Raw genomic sequence first — 14,771 nt, forward strand, 5'->3', positions numbered from 1 at the left:
CCGGCGCATGCGCGAACCGCTGCCGCGCCGGTGCTCGAAAAAGGGGCACGAAGCCCGCAGTGCGACGACGCGCTCCGGCGAGACACATACGGATCCTCGTTCCGTTGTCGTCTCGAAAGGCCTTCAGCATGCCCACCGTCTCCGCGCACGTCGCCCTCACCCTCGCCCAGCACATCGACGCCGTCTTCGGCGTCATGGGCAACGGCAATGCCTACTTCCTCGACGCGATCGAGCAGCAGACCGACGCCTCGTTCACCGCCGTCCGTCACGAGCAGGGTGCCGTGGTCGCCGCCGACGCGCACTTCCGGGCCTCCGGCCGCATCGCCGCCGCCACCAGCACCTACGGGGCCGGCTTCACGAACACGCTCACGGCCCTCGCCGAATCGGTGCAGGCGCACATCCCCCTGGTCCTGGTCGTCGGCGACGAGCCCACGAGCGGGCCGCGCCCCTGGGACGTCGACCAGATCGCCCTCGCGTCGGGCGTCGGCGCCCGCACCTACACCGTGGGCCGGGCCGACGCCGCCGCCACCACGGTCATCGCCATCGAGCACGCCCTCACCTACCGGGTGCCCGTCGTGCTGGCCATCCCCTACGACGTCGCCGCGCTCGAGGCGGGCGAGGTGCCCGCCGCTCCGGCTCCGCGTGTGCCCGCGCCGCTCGCTCCCAAGGGGGAGTTCGCCGAGGGCATGCTCGACCGGATCGCCGAGGCGTTGCGCTCCGCGAAGCGTCCGTTCCTGCTCGCCGGGCGCGGTGCCTGGCTGRCCGGCGCCGGCGAGGCCCTGACCGCGCTCGCCGACGCGACGGGCGCGCTGACCGCCTCGTCCGCGCTCGGCCGCGGAGTCTTCGGCGACCAGCGCTACGACCTGGGCGTGACCGGCGGATTCGGCGCCGAGGGCGCGATGGAGCTCGTCCGCACCGCCGACGTCGCCGTGGTGTTCGGGGCGTCGCTGAATCAGTTCACGATGCGGTTCGGCGCGCTGTTCGCACCCGGCACGCAGGTGTTCCAGATCGACGTGGCCCCGGCCGCGACCCACGCGCACGTGGGCGGCTTCGTCCGCGCGGACGCGCGGCTCGCCGCCGAGGCGCTCGTCGCCCGGCTGCAGGGCGCGACGGGCTCAGACTGGCGCGAGAGCGTCGACGTGGCCGCCGCCCGCGCGTACGAGCCCGGTGACGTGGCCGCGCCCGACGGCCGGCTCGACCCACGCTCCGCCGCCCGCCGCATCGYCGAGCTGCTGCCCGAGGATCGGGTGGTGGTCTCGGACGGCGGGCACTTCATCGGCTGGGCCAACATGTACTGGCCGGTGGCATCACCCGACCGGATGATGATGATCGGCACCGCGTTCCAGGCGATCGGACAGGGCTGGCCCAGCGTCGTCGGCGCGACCCGGGCGCGCCCCGAGTCGACCGTGGTGCTCACCTCGGGTGACGGCGGCGGGCTCATGGCGATCGCCGATCTGGAGTCGGCCGTGCGCTCGGCCGGCGGCCGCGGTGTGGCCGTGATCTGGAACGACGCGGCCTACGGCGCCGAGGTCAACCTGTACGGGCTCAAGGGTCTGGCGCGCGAGCCCATGCTCATCCCCCAGGTCGACTTCGCCGCGTTCGCCGCGGCCGTGGGCGCGGAGGGCGTCGCCGTGCACACTCTCGCCGACCTCGACCGGCTCGCCACCTGGGGCGCCGAGGATCCGGCCACGCGCCCGTTCCTCGTGCTCGACCTGCGCATCTCGGGCGACGTGATCGCGCCGTACCAGGAGGAGATCATCCGCGTGAACTCCTGAGCGGAGGGCGCCCGGCCCTGCTCAGCGACGCCAGGGCATGTGCTGCAGCGTCCAGGTGTTGCCGTCGGGATCCTCGAATCCCGCGTAGAGCACGCCGCCCAGGTCCACGACGGGAGCGACATCGACGCCGCGGCCGATCAGCTCGGCACGCGCAGCCTCGATGTCCGCCACCACGAGGTGCAGACCGCGCAGCGAGCCCGGGTCCATCCGCTGATCCGGCAGGCCTTCGGTCAGCGTGATCGAGCAGTAGGAACCGGGCGGCGTCAGCTGCACGATGCGGACGCCCTCCTGCGGGCGGACGTCCACGTCCGCGGTGAAGCCGAGCTGCTCGGCGTAGAAGGCCTTGGCCCGGTCGACGTCCGTCACCGGCACGAGGACCAGCTCCAGCATCATCGAACCCGGTAGCACCTCGGGCACAGGGTTGTCCGTCATCGTCACGACCTCTCCACAGCGCTGCGGCGCGCACAGCCGACGTTACCGGCGGCGTGCCGGGCGACGCCAGAGGCGACAGGGATCCGTATCTTCTCGGGATCCGGATCCCTGCCGCTGGTGATCATCACGCCTCCAGGAAGGCGCCCTCCAGGAACGACGCGAGTTCGTCCACGCCGCCGAGCGGCAGGATCGCGGCGACGTACTGGTCGGGCCGCACCACGATCACGACGCCGTCGCGTGACAGCTCCCGCTCGACGAAGATGTCGCCCTTCGACCAGTGTGAAGGCGCAGCGGCGTAGAGCTTCTCCCAGTCGGTGAGGCCGAGCGGGCCGGTCTTCGGCTGGAAGAGCGCGGGCGCGGTCGTGACGTCGAGGTCCTCGTACGACTGTTGGTAGATCGCCTTCACGTCGAAGACCGCGTCCACATCTCCCGCGGCCGGCGTGAACCGCGCCAGCACCGGTGCCACCGCCTCGGCCCAGGCATCGAGCCCGGACCCGGTCGCGTCGCCGAACGCGTACACGCGCCAGCGGCCGTCCGCCTTCGCGTGGTGGCCGAGGTGCACGACGTTGCCGTCGGAGACCCGTACGACCTCCGCGCTCTTGAACCGCTTGCCGAGCGGGAACCCGGCGGCGAGAGCCTGGTGCGCATCGGATCCGATGATCATCGACGAGCCGTACTGCGTCATGAAGCCGGACGGGAACTCGGCCGTTCCCAGGTAGAACGTCGCCAGCTCCTGCGGATCCGAGATCTCCTCGGGCTTGCGCGCCATGAGCGAGGACCACTCGCGGTCGAAGTCGATGAGCTGCTGCGCCACCGGCTTGCGCTCGGCGCCGTAGGTCGACAGCAGCGCCGCCGGCGCGCGGCCGGTGAGCACCGAGCCGAGCTTCCAGCCGAGGTTGAAGCCGTCCTGCATCGACACGTTCATCCCCTGCCCGGCCTTGGCGCTGTGGGTGTGGCACGCGTCGCCGGTGAGGAAGACGCGCGGCGTGGCGGCGGAGCCCGGATCCACGTCGTCGAAGCCGTCGGTGATGCGATGGCCGACCTCGTAGACGCTGTGCCAGGCGACCTGCTTCACGTCGATCGAGTAGGGGTGCAGGATCTCGTTCGCCTTGCCGATGATCGCCTCGATGGGGGTCGCGCGCACGGCGTGATTGTCATCGGCCGCGACCTCGCCGAGGTCGATGTACATCCGGCTCAGGTAGCCGCCCTCGCGCGGGATGTGCAGGATGTTGCCGGCCTCGGCGTTGATCGCGCACTTGGTGCGCCAGTCCGGGAAATCGGTGTTCACGAGCACGTCCATGACGCCCCAGGCATGCGCGGCCATCGCCCCCACGTGCGTGCGTCCGATGGCCTCGCGCACTCCGCTGCGCGCGCCGTCGCAGCCTGCCACGTACTTCGCCCGGATCGTGCGCTCTTCGCCCTCGCGCGCCCCGGCGACGTATCGCACCTGCACCTCGACCGGGTACTCGCCCTCCTCGTGGACGGTGAGGCCGAGGAACTGCACGCCGTAGTCCGGCATGATCCGGCCGGGGCCGTCGGCGGCGGCCTCGGCGAAGTAGTCCAGCACACGGGCCTGGTTGACGATGAGGTGCGGGAACTCGCAGATGTCCAACCCGTAGTCGGCGGTGCGCGCGGTGCGGACGATGTTCTGCCGGTTCTCCGGGTCAGGGCCCCAGAAGTTCATCCAGCCGATGTTGTAGGCCTCGGCGATGATGCGCTCGGCGAATCCGAACGCCTGGAAGGTCTCGACGCTGCGCGGCTGGATCCCGTCGGCCTGGCCGAGCACGAGGCGACCGTCCCGTCGCTCGATGATGCGCGTCGTGACGCCCGGATACTGCGACATCTGTGCGGCGAGGAGCATGCCTGCGGGGCCGGACCCGACGATGAGCACATCGACCTCGTCGGGGAGATCCGCGGGACGGTCGATGCCCGTGCCGGCGGCGGGCAGCACCCGCGGGTCGTGGGAGACGTATCCATGGTGGTGGAACTGCATCGTCGTCGATTCCTTCCTGACGGCACCGTCGGGCTCGGTTCTGCGTGACTGCGAGGCTCTTGCGCTTCGCGACGCCATGTTCTATATTCGAACACGAAGTTCTACTATTGAACACAGGCTATCCGAGGTCGCGTCAGCGATCAAGACGGCGAGGAGTATTCGTGGCCGACGCACCCGCTTCGCAGACCCTCAGCCGCGGCATCCGGATCCTGGAGGTCCTCGCCGATGCGCGCGGAGGGCTCTCGATCGACGAGATCGCCGGCGCACTCGGCGTGCACCGCTCGATCGCCTATCGGCTGCTGCGCACGCTCGAGGATCACGGGCTCGTCTCCCGAGACGCCTCGGGGCTCGTGTCCCTCGGCGCGCGCATGGCCGCTCTCGCTGCCGGCGTCGCGAACGACCTGCAGGCGGAGGCCCTCCCCGAGCTCACCGCCGTGGCCAACGAACTCGGCATGACCTGCTTCCTCGCAGTGCTCGACGGCGAGGAGTGCATCACGCTGGTGAGCGTCGAACCGCGGCATGCCGTGGCCAGTGTCGCCCAGCGTCCCGGGGCGCGGCACTCGGTGAAGGTCGGCGCTCCAGGCAAGGCGATCCTCGCGCAGCTGGCGGAGGCGGAATGGCCCTCGGACGCTTCTTCGGCGCTGCGCTCGGAGGCTGCGGGCGTGCGCACCGCGGGCTTCGCGACGAGCCACGACGAGGTGATCCCGACCGTGCAGTCCGTGGCCGTGCCGCTGGCCCTGCGCGGGCAGCGCCCGGCGGCGATCGCCGTGGTGCACGTCGCCACGGACCGCACCGACGCAGAGATCGCCGCCCGTCTGCAGCGCTCGGCGACGACGATCCGCGAGGCGCTCGGGGCCTGACCGCGACGCGGCGCCTGAACTCCCCTGCACCGCATCACCTCAGGACGGATGCACTTCTGGAGGACGTTCCCGACGGAATCGTCCTCCAGAGCTGCAATCATCCCGTGGAGTCGCGGCCGGCCTCAGGCCTTGGACAGCCCGTAGATCGGGCTCACCGACTGCTCGGCCTCGTGATCGGGCCCGAGCGGGATGCCGCTGCGGTCGCGCAGCAGCAGCGTCGCGATGAGGCCGATCACGGTCATCCCGGCGAGGTACCAGGTGACCGCCTGCGTCGAGCCGGTCGCCTGCACGATCGCGGTCGCGATGGTCGGCGCGAAGGCGCCCCCGGCGATGGCCCCGATCGCGTACGAGATGGAGACGCCCGAGAACCGGATCGATGCCGGGAACAGCTCGGTGTAGAGCGCCGCCTGCGGGCCGTATGTGAAGCCGAGACCGATCGTGAGGATGGCGAGCGCCGCGAACAGCAGCCCGATCTGACCCGTGTTCACCAGCGGGAACAGCGTGAACACACCGATGAGCTGCAGGATCCATCCGACGATGTAGGTGGTCCGGCGCCCGATCCGATCCGAGATCCATCCGGCGACCAGGGTCGACAGCAGCCAGGTGACGGCGGATCCGGCCACCGCCCAGAGCACGGGCCCGCGATCGAGCTTGAGCGCACCCTCCGGGTTGGTCGCATACCCCTGGATGTATCCGCCGGTGGTCATGTAGCCGACCGCGTTGTTGCCGGCGAAGACGAGCGCGGCGATGATCACGAGCAGCAGATGCTTGCGGAACAGCTGCACGATCGGCATGCTCGCGGCCTCCTTGCGCTCGGCGAGCTCAGTGAACACGGGGCTCTCCTCGACCCGGCGGCGCACGTAGTAGCCGACCACGATCAGCACGACGCTGAGCAGGAACGGAATCCGCCAGCCCCAGGACAGGAACTGGTCGCCCGGCGCGACCAGCGCCATGATCGCCATCACACCGGAGGCGATCAGCAGCCCCAGCGGCACGCCGATCTGCGGCGCGGCGCCGAAGATGCCGCGCTTGGCCTTGGGCGCGTGCTCGACGGCCATCAGCACCGCACCGCCCCATTCRCCACCGGCCGAGATCCCCTGCAGGATGCGCAGGAGCACCAGCAGGATCGGAGCCGCGACGCCGATCGCGTTCGCGTCGGGCAGCACGCCGATCAGCGCCGTCGCCGCGCCCATCAGGATCAGGGTCCACATCAGGACCGCCTTGCGGCCGAACTTGTCGCCGAAGTGGCCGGCCAGGAAGGCGCCGAGGGGTCGGAACAGGAAGCTCACGCCGACCGTCGCGAACCCGATCAGGGCGCTGTTGGCGCCGAGGTCCTTGAAGAAGAGCTGGCCGAACACGAGCCCCACCGCGGTGGCGTAGATGAAGAAGTCGTACCACTCGACCGTGGTGCCGATGACGGTGGCGAAGACCACCCTGCGCCGGTCTGCGAATGAGGCGATCGTGCCGGTGGGCGTGAAACCCGGGGAGGATTCTGCGGACATGCTGTCTCCTTTGCGTGGGACGTCGTCGTCTTGGCCGACATCGTCGTCGTGCCCGACGCGGGATCCAGGATCCTGCGGACGGATCCGGATCCCATGCTTGCCGGGCTCGACACGATGATATACGATTTCGAATACGACGCCAAGGGTCCCCCTGGCACCCACCGCGCGAGGAGGCGCCCATGTCCGCACCGATCGACCGGCCCGGCAAGATCATCGCGATCCACCTCAACTACCGCTCCCGTGCCGACCAGCGCGGCCGCACCCCCGCGACCCCCTCCTACTTCTTCAAGCCGTCCTCCTCCGTCGCCGGCACGGGCGGCGTCGTGGAGCGTCCCGCCGGCACCGAGCTGCTCGCCTTCGAGGGCGAGATCGCGCTCATCATCGGCACCGCCGCTCACCGGGTGAGCGTGCAGGACGCGTGGTCGCACGTGGCCTGGGTGACCGCGTCGAACGACCTCGGCCTGTACGACCTGCGCGCCAACGACAAGGGCTCGAACGTCCGCTCCAAGGGGGGCGACGGGTACACCCCGATCGGCCCCGACCTCATCCCCGCGTCCGAGGTCGACCCTGCCGAGCTGCGCGTGCGCGCCTGGGTGAACGGCGACCTGCGCCAGGACGACGAGACCAGCGGACTGCTGTTCCCGCTCCCGCAGCTGATCGCCGATCTCTCCCAGCACTTCACGCTCGAGCCCGGCGACGTCATCCTCACCGGCACCCCTGCCGGATCCAGCGTGATCGTCCCCGGCGACGTGGTCGTCGTCGAGGTCGACGCTCCGCACTCCTCCAAGACGCTCACCTCCGGCGGGCTGCGCACCACCGTCACCCAGGGCACCGTCGCCTTCGACGGCGCGCTCGGATCTCTCCCCGCCGTGGACGACCTGCAGCGCGCCGAGGCCTGGGGGTCGCGCGAGGCTGCAGGGCTGCCGGCAGAGGAGGCGCCCGCGGCACCGGCGCCCGCGAAGCCCGCGCTCGATCCCGCGCTGCGCGAGAAGCTCCTCGTCGCCCCGACCGCAGGGCTCAGCGCCCAGCTGCGCAAGCGCGGCCTGCACGCCTGCTTCATCGACGGCGTCTCAGCCAACCTGCCCGGCGCCAAGATCGTGGGCACCGCGAAGACGCTGCGCTTCGTCCCCGCCCGTGAGGACCTCTTCACCAGTCACGGCGGGGGCTACAACGCACAGAAGCGCTGCTTCGACGCCGTGGAGGAGGGCGAGATCATCGTCATCGAGGCCCGCGGCGACGCGACCACGGGCACGCTCGGCGACATCCTCGCCCTGCGCGCCAGGGCCCGCCGCGCCGCCGGTGTGGTCACCGACGGCGGCGTGCGCGACTTCGCGGCGGTCGCAGAGATCGGCCTGCCCGTGTTCTCGCAAGGCGCGCACCCCTCCGTGCTCGGCCGCAAGCACGTGCCGTGGGACGTCGACGTGACGATCGCCTGCGGCGGTGCCACGGTGCAGCCGGGTGACATCATCGTCGGCGACAGCGACGGCGTGATCGTGATCCCGCCCTCCCTCGTCGAGGAGGTCGTGGATGCGACCCTCGCCCAGGAGGACGAGGACGCCTGGATCGCCGAGCAGGTCGAGGCCGGGCATCCGGTCGACGGGCTCTTCCCGATGAACGCCGCCTGGCGCGCGAAGTACGATGCCGCCCACCGGGCCGACCCTTCGACGGGCTCAGGGACCGGGACCGGCGTCTGATGGCCGACGTCCTCGCCGGCAGCAAGTCGGAGCAGGCCTACGCCTGGATCCGTGCGCGCATCGCCTCCCACGCGTACGGTCCCGGCTTCCGGCTCGTGCTCGGCACGATTGCGGACGAGCTCGGTATGAGCGTGGTCCCGGTGCGCGAGGCGGTCCGCCGGCTCGAGGCCGAAGGTCTCGTCACGTTCGAGCGCAACGTCGGCGCCAGGGTCACCCTCGTCGACGAGAGCGAGTACGCGCACACCATGCAGACCCTGGGGCTGGTGGAGGGCGCGGCGACGTCGCTGTCCGCCCCGCTCCTGGACGCGACGGCGCTGGACCGGGCGCTCGAGGTCAACGACCGCATGACGCGCCTGCTCGACAACTTCGACGCGCACCGGTTCACCGAGCTGAACCGCCAGTTCCACTCGGTGCTCTACGAGCCGTGCCCGAACCCGCACATCCTCGACCTCGTGCAGCGCGGCTGGGCCCGCCTGAGCGGCATCCGCGAATCGACGTTCGCCTTCGTGCCAGGACGCGCCGAGCACTCCGTCGAGGAGCACACCCAGATCGTGGAGCTGATCCGCACCGGAGCGGATCCGCTCGAGATCGAGCTCGCCGCCCGCAACCACCGCTGGCGCACGCGCGACGCGTTCCTCGCGGCGCTGCACCCCGAGATCCTCTGACCGCACCACCGAAGCCACCCGAACCACCCGGAAGGACGATGATGACCGACGCCTACGCCCCGGCAGATCTGCCGGAGAAGATCCAGCACTACATCGACGGCGAGTTCGTCGACTCCCTCGACGGCGACACCTTCGAGGTGCTCAACCCCGTCACCAACGAGACCTACGTGCACGCCGCCGCCGGCAAGAAGGCCGACATCGAGCGCGCCGTCGCCGCTGCCAAGCGCGCCTTCGACGAAGGCCCCTGGCCGCGCATCCTCCCCCGCGAGCGCTCCCGGGTGCTGCACCGGATCGCCGACATCGTCGAGTCCCGCGACGCGCGCCTCGCCGAGCTGGAGTCCTTCGACTCGGGCCTTCCGATCACCCAGGCGCTGGGCCAGGCCCGCCGTGCCGCCGAGAACTTCCGCTTCTTCGCCGACCTGATCGTCGCCCAGGCCGACGACGCGTTCAAGGTGCCCGGCAAGCAGATGAACTACGTCAACCGCAAGCCGATCGGCGTCGCGGGCCTCATCACGCCGTGGAACACCCCGTTCATGCTCGAGTCGTGGAAGCTCGGCCCTGCGCTCGCGACCGGCAACACGGTCGTGCTGAAGCCGGCCGAGTTCACGCCGCTGTCCGCCTCCCTGTGGGCGGGCATCTTCGAGGAGGCGGGGCTCCCCCAGGGCGTCTTCAACCTCGTCAACGGTCTCGGCGAGGATGCGGGCGACGCGCTCGTCAAGCACCCTGACGTGCCGCTCATCTCCTTCACCGGCGAGAGCCGCACCGGGCAGCTCATCTTCGGCAACGCCGCGCCGTTCCTGAAGGGCCTGTCCATGGAGCTCGGCGGCAAGAGCCCCGCCGTCGTGTTCGCCGATGCCGACCTCGACACCGCGATCGACGCCTGCATCTTCGGCGTGTTCTCGCTGAACGGCGAGCGGTGCACGGCCGGGTCCCGCATCATCGTGCAGCGCGACATCTACGACGAGTTCGTCGAGCGCTTCGCCGCCCAGGCGAAGCGCGTCAAGGTCGGCCTGCCGCACGACCCGACCACCGAGGTGGGCGCTCTGGTGCACCCGGAGCACTACGAGAAGGTCATGAGCTACGTCGAGATCGGCAAGGGCGAGGGCCGTCTCGTCGCCGGTGGCGGACGCCCCGAGGGCTTCCCGACAGGCAACTACGTCGCCCCGACCGTGTTCGCCGACGTGTCTCCGGACGCCCGGATCTTCCAGGAGGAGATCTTCGGCCCGGTCGTCGCGATCACCCCCTTCGACACCGACGAGGAGGCCCTCGCGCTCGCGAACAACACGCGCTACGGCCTCGCCGCGTACATCTGGACCAACGACCTCAAGCGCGCGCACAACTTCGCGGGTGCCGTCGAGGCCGGCATGGTCTGGCTGAACTCGAACAACGTGCGCGACCTGCGCACGCCGTTCGGCGGTGTGAAGGCGTCGGGCCTCGGGCACGAAGGCGGCTACCGCTCGATCGACTTCTACACCGACCAGCAGAGCGTGCACATCACGCTCGGCGCCCCGCACAACCCGGTGTTCGGCAAGCAGGACCCTTCGACGGGCTCAGGGACGCCCGCCGAGCAGGATCTCGACGACCCGGATCCCCGCTGACCGGATCCCGAACCTCTCATCACGCAAGGACGCTGACATGACCAATCGTGCAGACATGACGCTCACCTCCTCGGGCTTCTTCACCAGCCAGGAGGCGCCGATCACGACCGACAACCCGGTCGCCACCCCGTCCTCCCCGCCGCCGGACGTGCTCCGCTGTGCGTACATGGAACTCGTCGTCACCGACCTGGCCGCGTCGCGGGTGTTCTACGTCGACGTGCTCGGGCTGTACGTGACCGAGGAGGACGACGAGGCGATCTACCTCCGCTCCACGGAGGAGTTCATCCACCACAACCTCGTGCTGCGCAAGGGCCCGGTCGCGGCGGTCGCCGCCTTCTCCTACCGTGTGCGGACGCCCGAGGACCTCGACCTCGCCGTCGCGTTCTACACCGAGCTCGGCTGCGACGTGCGCCGCAACCCGTCCGGCTTCGTGAAGGGCATCGGCGACTCGGTGCGGGTCGTGGATCCGCTGGGCTTCCCGTACGAGTTCTTCTACCAGACCGACCACGTCGAGCGGATGAGCTGGCGCTACGACCTGCACATCCCCGGCGAGCTCGTGCGCCTGGACCACTTCAATCAGGTCACGCCCGACGTGCCGCGCGCCGTGAAGTACATGCAGGACCTCGGCTTCCGCGTCACGGAGGACATTCAGGACGACGCGGGCACGGTCTACGCCGCGTGGATGCGCCGCAAGCCCACCGTGCACGACACCGCCATGACCGGCGGTGACGGCCCGCGGATGCACCACGTGTGCTTCGCGACGCACGAGAAGCACAACATCCTCGCGATCTGCGACAAGCTCGGGGCGCTGCGCCGCTCCGACGCGATCGAGCGCGGTCCCGGCCGTCACGGCGTGTCGAACGCGTTCTACCTGTACCTGCGCGACCCCGACGGCCACCGCGTCGAGGTCTACACGCAGGACTACTACACGGGCGACCCGGACAACCCGGTCATCACGTGGGACGTGCACGACAACCAGCGCCGCGACTGGTGGGGCAATCCCGTCGTGCCGTCCTGGTACACCGACGCATCGCTCGTGCTCGACCTGGACGGCAACCCGCAGCCGGTCGTCGCCCGCACCGACTCCAGCGAGATGGCCGTCACGATCGGCGCCGACGGGTTCAGCTACACCCGTCCCGCCGACGAGGAGGCCATGCCGGAGTGGAAGCAGGGCGAATACAAGCTCGGCCACCAGCTATGAGCCTGCCCGAATCCACCATCGCCGCGCTCGCTGCAGAGCTCGCCGAGGCCGACCGCACGCACGGCGTGATCCCGCGCATCACGGCACGCCATCCCGAGGCGACCGTCGAGGACTCGTACGCGATCCAGGGCGTCTGGCGCGACGCGCAGGTGGCCGCGGGTCGCAGGCTCGTGGGGCGCAAGATCGGCCTCACCTCGAAGGCCATGCAGCAGGCCACCGGCATCACGGAGCCCGACTACGGCGTCATGTTCGACGACACCGTGTACCCGTCCGGATCCGAGATCCCCGTCGATCACTTCTCGAATGTGCGCATCGAGGTCGAGCTCGCTTTCGTGCTCAAGGAGCCGCTGTCCGGCCCCGACTGCACACTCGAGGACGCCCTCGCCGCGATCGACTACGCCGTGCCCGCGCTCGAGGTGCTGAACTCGCACATCGAGCTCGAAGGACGCACGATCGTCGACACGATCAGCGACAACGCCGCCTACGGCGCCATGGTGCTCGGAACCGTGCACAAGCGCCCCGACGAGATCGACCTGCGCTGGGTGCCCGGCGTGCTCTCGCGCAACGGCGAGATCGAGGAGACCGGCGTCGCCGCCGGAGTCCTGGGCCACCCCGCCACCGGCGTCGCCTGGCTGGCGAACAAGTTCCACCAGCACGGCGCGCGTCTGGAGGCAGGAGAGATCATCCTGGCAGGATCGTTCACGCGCCCGATGTGGGTGGCGCGCGGCGACGAGGTGCTGTGCGACTACGGACCGATGGGAACGATCGAATGCCGCTTCGTCTGAATCCGACCTTCCGCGAGCACCTGGCCTCCTCGGACCGCGCGCTGATCGGCATCTGGGCGTGCACCGGCAGTCCTCTCGTCACCGAGATCGCCGCCGGATCCGGACTGGACTGGCTGCTGATCGACGGAGAGCACTCGGCCAACACGCTCGACTCGCTCCAGATGCAGCTGCAGGCTGCTGCCGCCTACCCGATCACGCCTCTCGTGCGCGTGCCGTGGAACGACCCGGTGATCATCAAGCAGGTGCTCGACCTGGGCGCGCAGAACATCATCGTCCCCATGGTCTCCTCCGCCGATGAGGCCCGCGCCGCGGTCGCGGCCACCAGGTACCCGCCCGCGGGCGTCCGCGGCGTCGGATCCGCCCTGGCCCGCAGCGCCCGCTGGAACCGCGTCGCGGGCTACCTCGGCGACGCAGCGCAGCACGTGTCCCTGACCGTGCAGATCGAGACCACGGCGGGCGTGGACGCGGCCGCCGAGATCGCCGCCGTCGACGGCGTGGACGCCGTGTTCGTCGGCCCCTCGGATCTGGCGGCGTCGATGGGGCTGCTCGGACAGCAGACGCACCCCGACATCGTCGCCGCGGTCGAGCACGTGTTCCGTGCGGTGGCCGCAGCCGGAAAGCCGGTCGGGGTGAACGCGTTCGACCCGGTCGCCGCCGATGCATACATCGCCGCGGGTGCCGCGTTCGTCGCCGTCGGGGCGGACGTGGCTCTGCTCGCCCGCGCCTCCGAGGCCCTCGCGACCCGCTTCCTCCCGGCCCCGGAGGCGGGCCCCGCCGCCAGCTACTGACGGGATCCGTTTCAAAGCGCGCAAATGGCTCCATCCGAGCCCGATCTGGAGCCATTTGCGCGCTTTGAAACGGGAAGAGGAACCTGCCAGGCTGTGGCCCTCTCAGGGCGCCGCGGACTGAGCTGTCCACGGCTCCTCCCCCGGTCCGGCCGACTGCACGCCCCAGGCCGCCATACCGCCGGCGAGGTTGCGCAGCGGAGTGCCTTCCGGAGCGGTCGCTCGCAGCGCGTCGATCGCACGGGCCGAGCGGATCCCGGACTGACAGGTGACGACGATGTCGCGTCCGTCCGCGGCGGCCTCGCCCAGCCCCGCGGCGAGCGCAGGCCAGCCGTCGGCGAGGATACGGTCGAGCGGCACGGGCACGGATCCCGGGATCGACGCCGCCGCCCGCTCCGTGGACGTGCGCACGTCGACCACGACGAGACCGCCCGCCCCGGCGCGCAGGCGCACGCCCACCTCGCCCGCGGAGATGTCCTCGAGGCGATCCTCCGGCAGCGCCGCCGCCGCGCGACACGCATCGGCGACCGCCTCGAGCCCGGTCACCCGCGGGCGGTCCGGATCCGCCGCGAAACGCAGCTCGTCCCATCTCGCAGTGAGCGCGTCGTACCGGGCGAGCCGTCCGACGAGCGGCTCGCCGATCCCGCAGACGAGCTTGAGGGCCTCCACGGCCATCGCCGATCCGACCACGCCGCAGAGCGCGCCGAACACGCCTCCGGTCGCGCAGTCGAGGGACTCGTCATCGGGAAGCTCGGGGAACAGATCCCGGAGCATCGGCCCGCGACCGGGCCAGAACACGCTCATCTGGCCGGCGAAGCGCAGGATCCCGGCCCACACCACGGGGGTGCCGGTGAGCTCCGCCGCGTCGTTGCAGAGGTACCGGGTGGCGAAGTTGTCGCTGCCGTCGAGCACGAGATCGTGCGCCGCGAAGAGCGCCAGCACATTGTCCGGACCGAGCCGTTCGACCCGTGCGACCACCTGCACCACGGCGTCCCGAGCCGCCACGGCTTCCCGCGCCGATTCGGCCTTGGGGCGACCGACATCGCTCTCGGTGTGCAGCACCTGTCGCTGCAGGTTCGTGCGCTCCACCCGGTCGTCGTCGACCACGGTGATCCGGCCGATGCCGGCCGCGGCGAGGTACTGGATCGCGGGGGCGCCCAATCCGCCGGCGCCGATCACCAGCACGCGGGCGGCGGCGATGCGGCGCTGCCCTTCCACGCCGACCCCCGGGAGGGCGAGGTGCCGGGCGAACCGCGCGGCCCGCGCCGGAGGCAATTCGGGGCCTGGCTCCACCAGGGGTGGCAGCGCAGCCGGCCCAACCGCATCAGCCGACCCGACCACATCGTCCGCGACGGCGGCGCCGACGGCGGCCGGCGTCACAGGTCCGCCTCCGACGGGCGGCGTGCGATGAGCCCCTCGGCGCCGGACGAGGCGAGGGCGAGCGGTCGCTTCGGGATCCGCCCCGCCGCGCGCGCCAGCCG

At 70.8% G+C, this 14,771-nt stretch carries 12 protein-coding genes; 8 read left to right on the forward strand and 4 right to left on the reverse strand.

Annotated elements, in window-relative coordinates; genetic code table 11:
• Positions 1-128 precede the first annotated feature (128 nt).
• The gene (locus AC1DMN_RS16360) at positions 129-1,775 is read left to right on the forward strand and encodes a thiamine pyrophosphate-binding protein (protein WP_477384608.1); all 1,647 of its coding nucleotides are present in this window, start codon (positions 129-131) and stop codon (positions 1,773-1,775) included.
• A gap of 21 nt (positions 1,776-1,796) precedes the next feature.
• On the opposite strand, the gene AC1DMN_RS16365 is transcribed toward AC1DMN_RS16360, so the two are convergent.
• On the reverse strand, positions 1,797-2,207 hold the full coding sequence (locus AC1DMN_RS16365) for a VOC family protein (protein WP_477230959.1): 411 nt from the start codon (positions 2,205-2,207) through the stop codon (positions 1,797-1,799).
• A 124-nt stretch (positions 2,208-2,331) separates the two neighbouring features.
• On the reverse strand, positions 2,332-4,200 hold the full coding sequence (locus AC1DMN_RS16370; RefSeq protein ID WP_477230960.1) for an FAD-dependent monooxygenase: 1,869 nt from the start codon (positions 4,198-4,200) through the stop codon (positions 2,332-2,334).
• A gap of 161 nt (positions 4,201-4,361) precedes the next feature.
• Here AC1DMN_RS16370 and AC1DMN_RS16375 point away from each other — a divergent pair, with 161 nt between their 5' ends.
• Entirely contained in the window at positions 4,362-5,060 is a 699-nt protein-coding gene (locus tag AC1DMN_RS16375; protein WP_477230961.1) for an IclR family transcriptional regulator, read from the forward strand.
• 122 nt (positions 5,061-5,182) lie between these two features.
• Here AC1DMN_RS16375 and AC1DMN_RS16380 read toward each other — a convergent pair whose 3' ends face one another.
• A complete protein-coding gene (locus tag AC1DMN_RS16380; protein WP_477230962.1) occupies positions 5,183-6,562 on the reverse strand; it encodes an MFS transporter in 1,380 nt (459 codons plus the stop codon).
• 179 nt (positions 6,563-6,741) lie between these two features.
• Between AC1DMN_RS16380 and AC1DMN_RS16385 the strand changes: the two genes are divergently transcribed.
• Genes AC1DMN_RS16385 through AC1DMN_RS16410 form a run of 6 tightly spaced genes read left to right on the forward strand, consistent with a single transcriptional unit; the run spans position 6,742 to position 13,293 of the window.
• Entirely contained in the window at positions 6,742-8,256 is a 1,515-nt protein-coding gene (locus AC1DMN_RS16385; protein WP_477230963.1) for a fumarylacetoacetate hydrolase family protein, read from the forward strand.
• Positions 8,256-8,921 (forward strand): GntR family transcriptional regulator, encoded by a 666-nt coding sequence (locus AC1DMN_RS16390; RefSeq protein ID WP_477230964.1) that lies wholly within the window; start codon positions 8,256-8,258, stop codon positions 8,919-8,921. The genes AC1DMN_RS16385 and AC1DMN_RS16390 overlap by 1 nt, the downstream gene beginning before the upstream one ends.
• Positions 8,922-8,962: 41 nt before the next feature.
• The gene (hpaE, locus tag AC1DMN_RS16395) at positions 8,963-10,519 is read left to right on the forward strand and encodes a 5-carboxymethyl-2-hydroxymuconate semialdehyde dehydrogenase (protein ID WP_477230965.1); all 1,557 of its coding nucleotides are present in this window, start codon (positions 8,963-8,965) and stop codon (positions 10,517-10,519) included.
• A gap of 37 nt (positions 10,520-10,556) precedes the next feature.
• On the forward strand, positions 10,557-11,720 hold the full coding sequence (hpaD, locus tag AC1DMN_RS16400; protein ID WP_441978293.1) for a 3,4-dihydroxyphenylacetate 2,3-dioxygenase: 1,164 nt from the start codon (positions 10,557-10,559) through the stop codon (positions 11,718-11,720).
• Positions 11,717-12,505, forward strand: coding sequence for a 2-keto-4-pentenoate hydratase (locus tag AC1DMN_RS16405; RefSeq protein WP_477230966.1), 789 nt, complete (start codon positions 11,717-11,719; stop codon positions 12,503-12,505). The genes hpaD and AC1DMN_RS16405 overlap by 4 nt, the downstream gene beginning before the upstream one ends.
• Complete coding sequence (locus AC1DMN_RS16410) at positions 12,490-13,293, forward strand: HpcH/HpaI aldolase family protein (protein WP_477230967.1); 804 nt, start codon at positions 12,490-12,492, stop codon at positions 13,291-13,293. Before AC1DMN_RS16405 ends, AC1DMN_RS16410 begins: the two co-directional genes overlap by 16 nt.
• Before the next feature lie 102 nt (positions 13,294-13,395).
• On the opposite strand, the gene AC1DMN_RS16415 is transcribed toward AC1DMN_RS16410, so the two are convergent.
• Positions 13,396-14,670, reverse strand: a complete 1,275-nt coding sequence (locus AC1DMN_RS16415; protein ID WP_477230968.1) for a ThiF family adenylyltransferase — start codon at positions 14,668-14,670, stop codon at positions 13,396-13,398.
• Between the last annotated feature and the right edge of the window lie 101 nt (positions 14,671-14,771).

Source organism: Microbacterium sp. 01T413_2 (assembly GCF_056398985.1).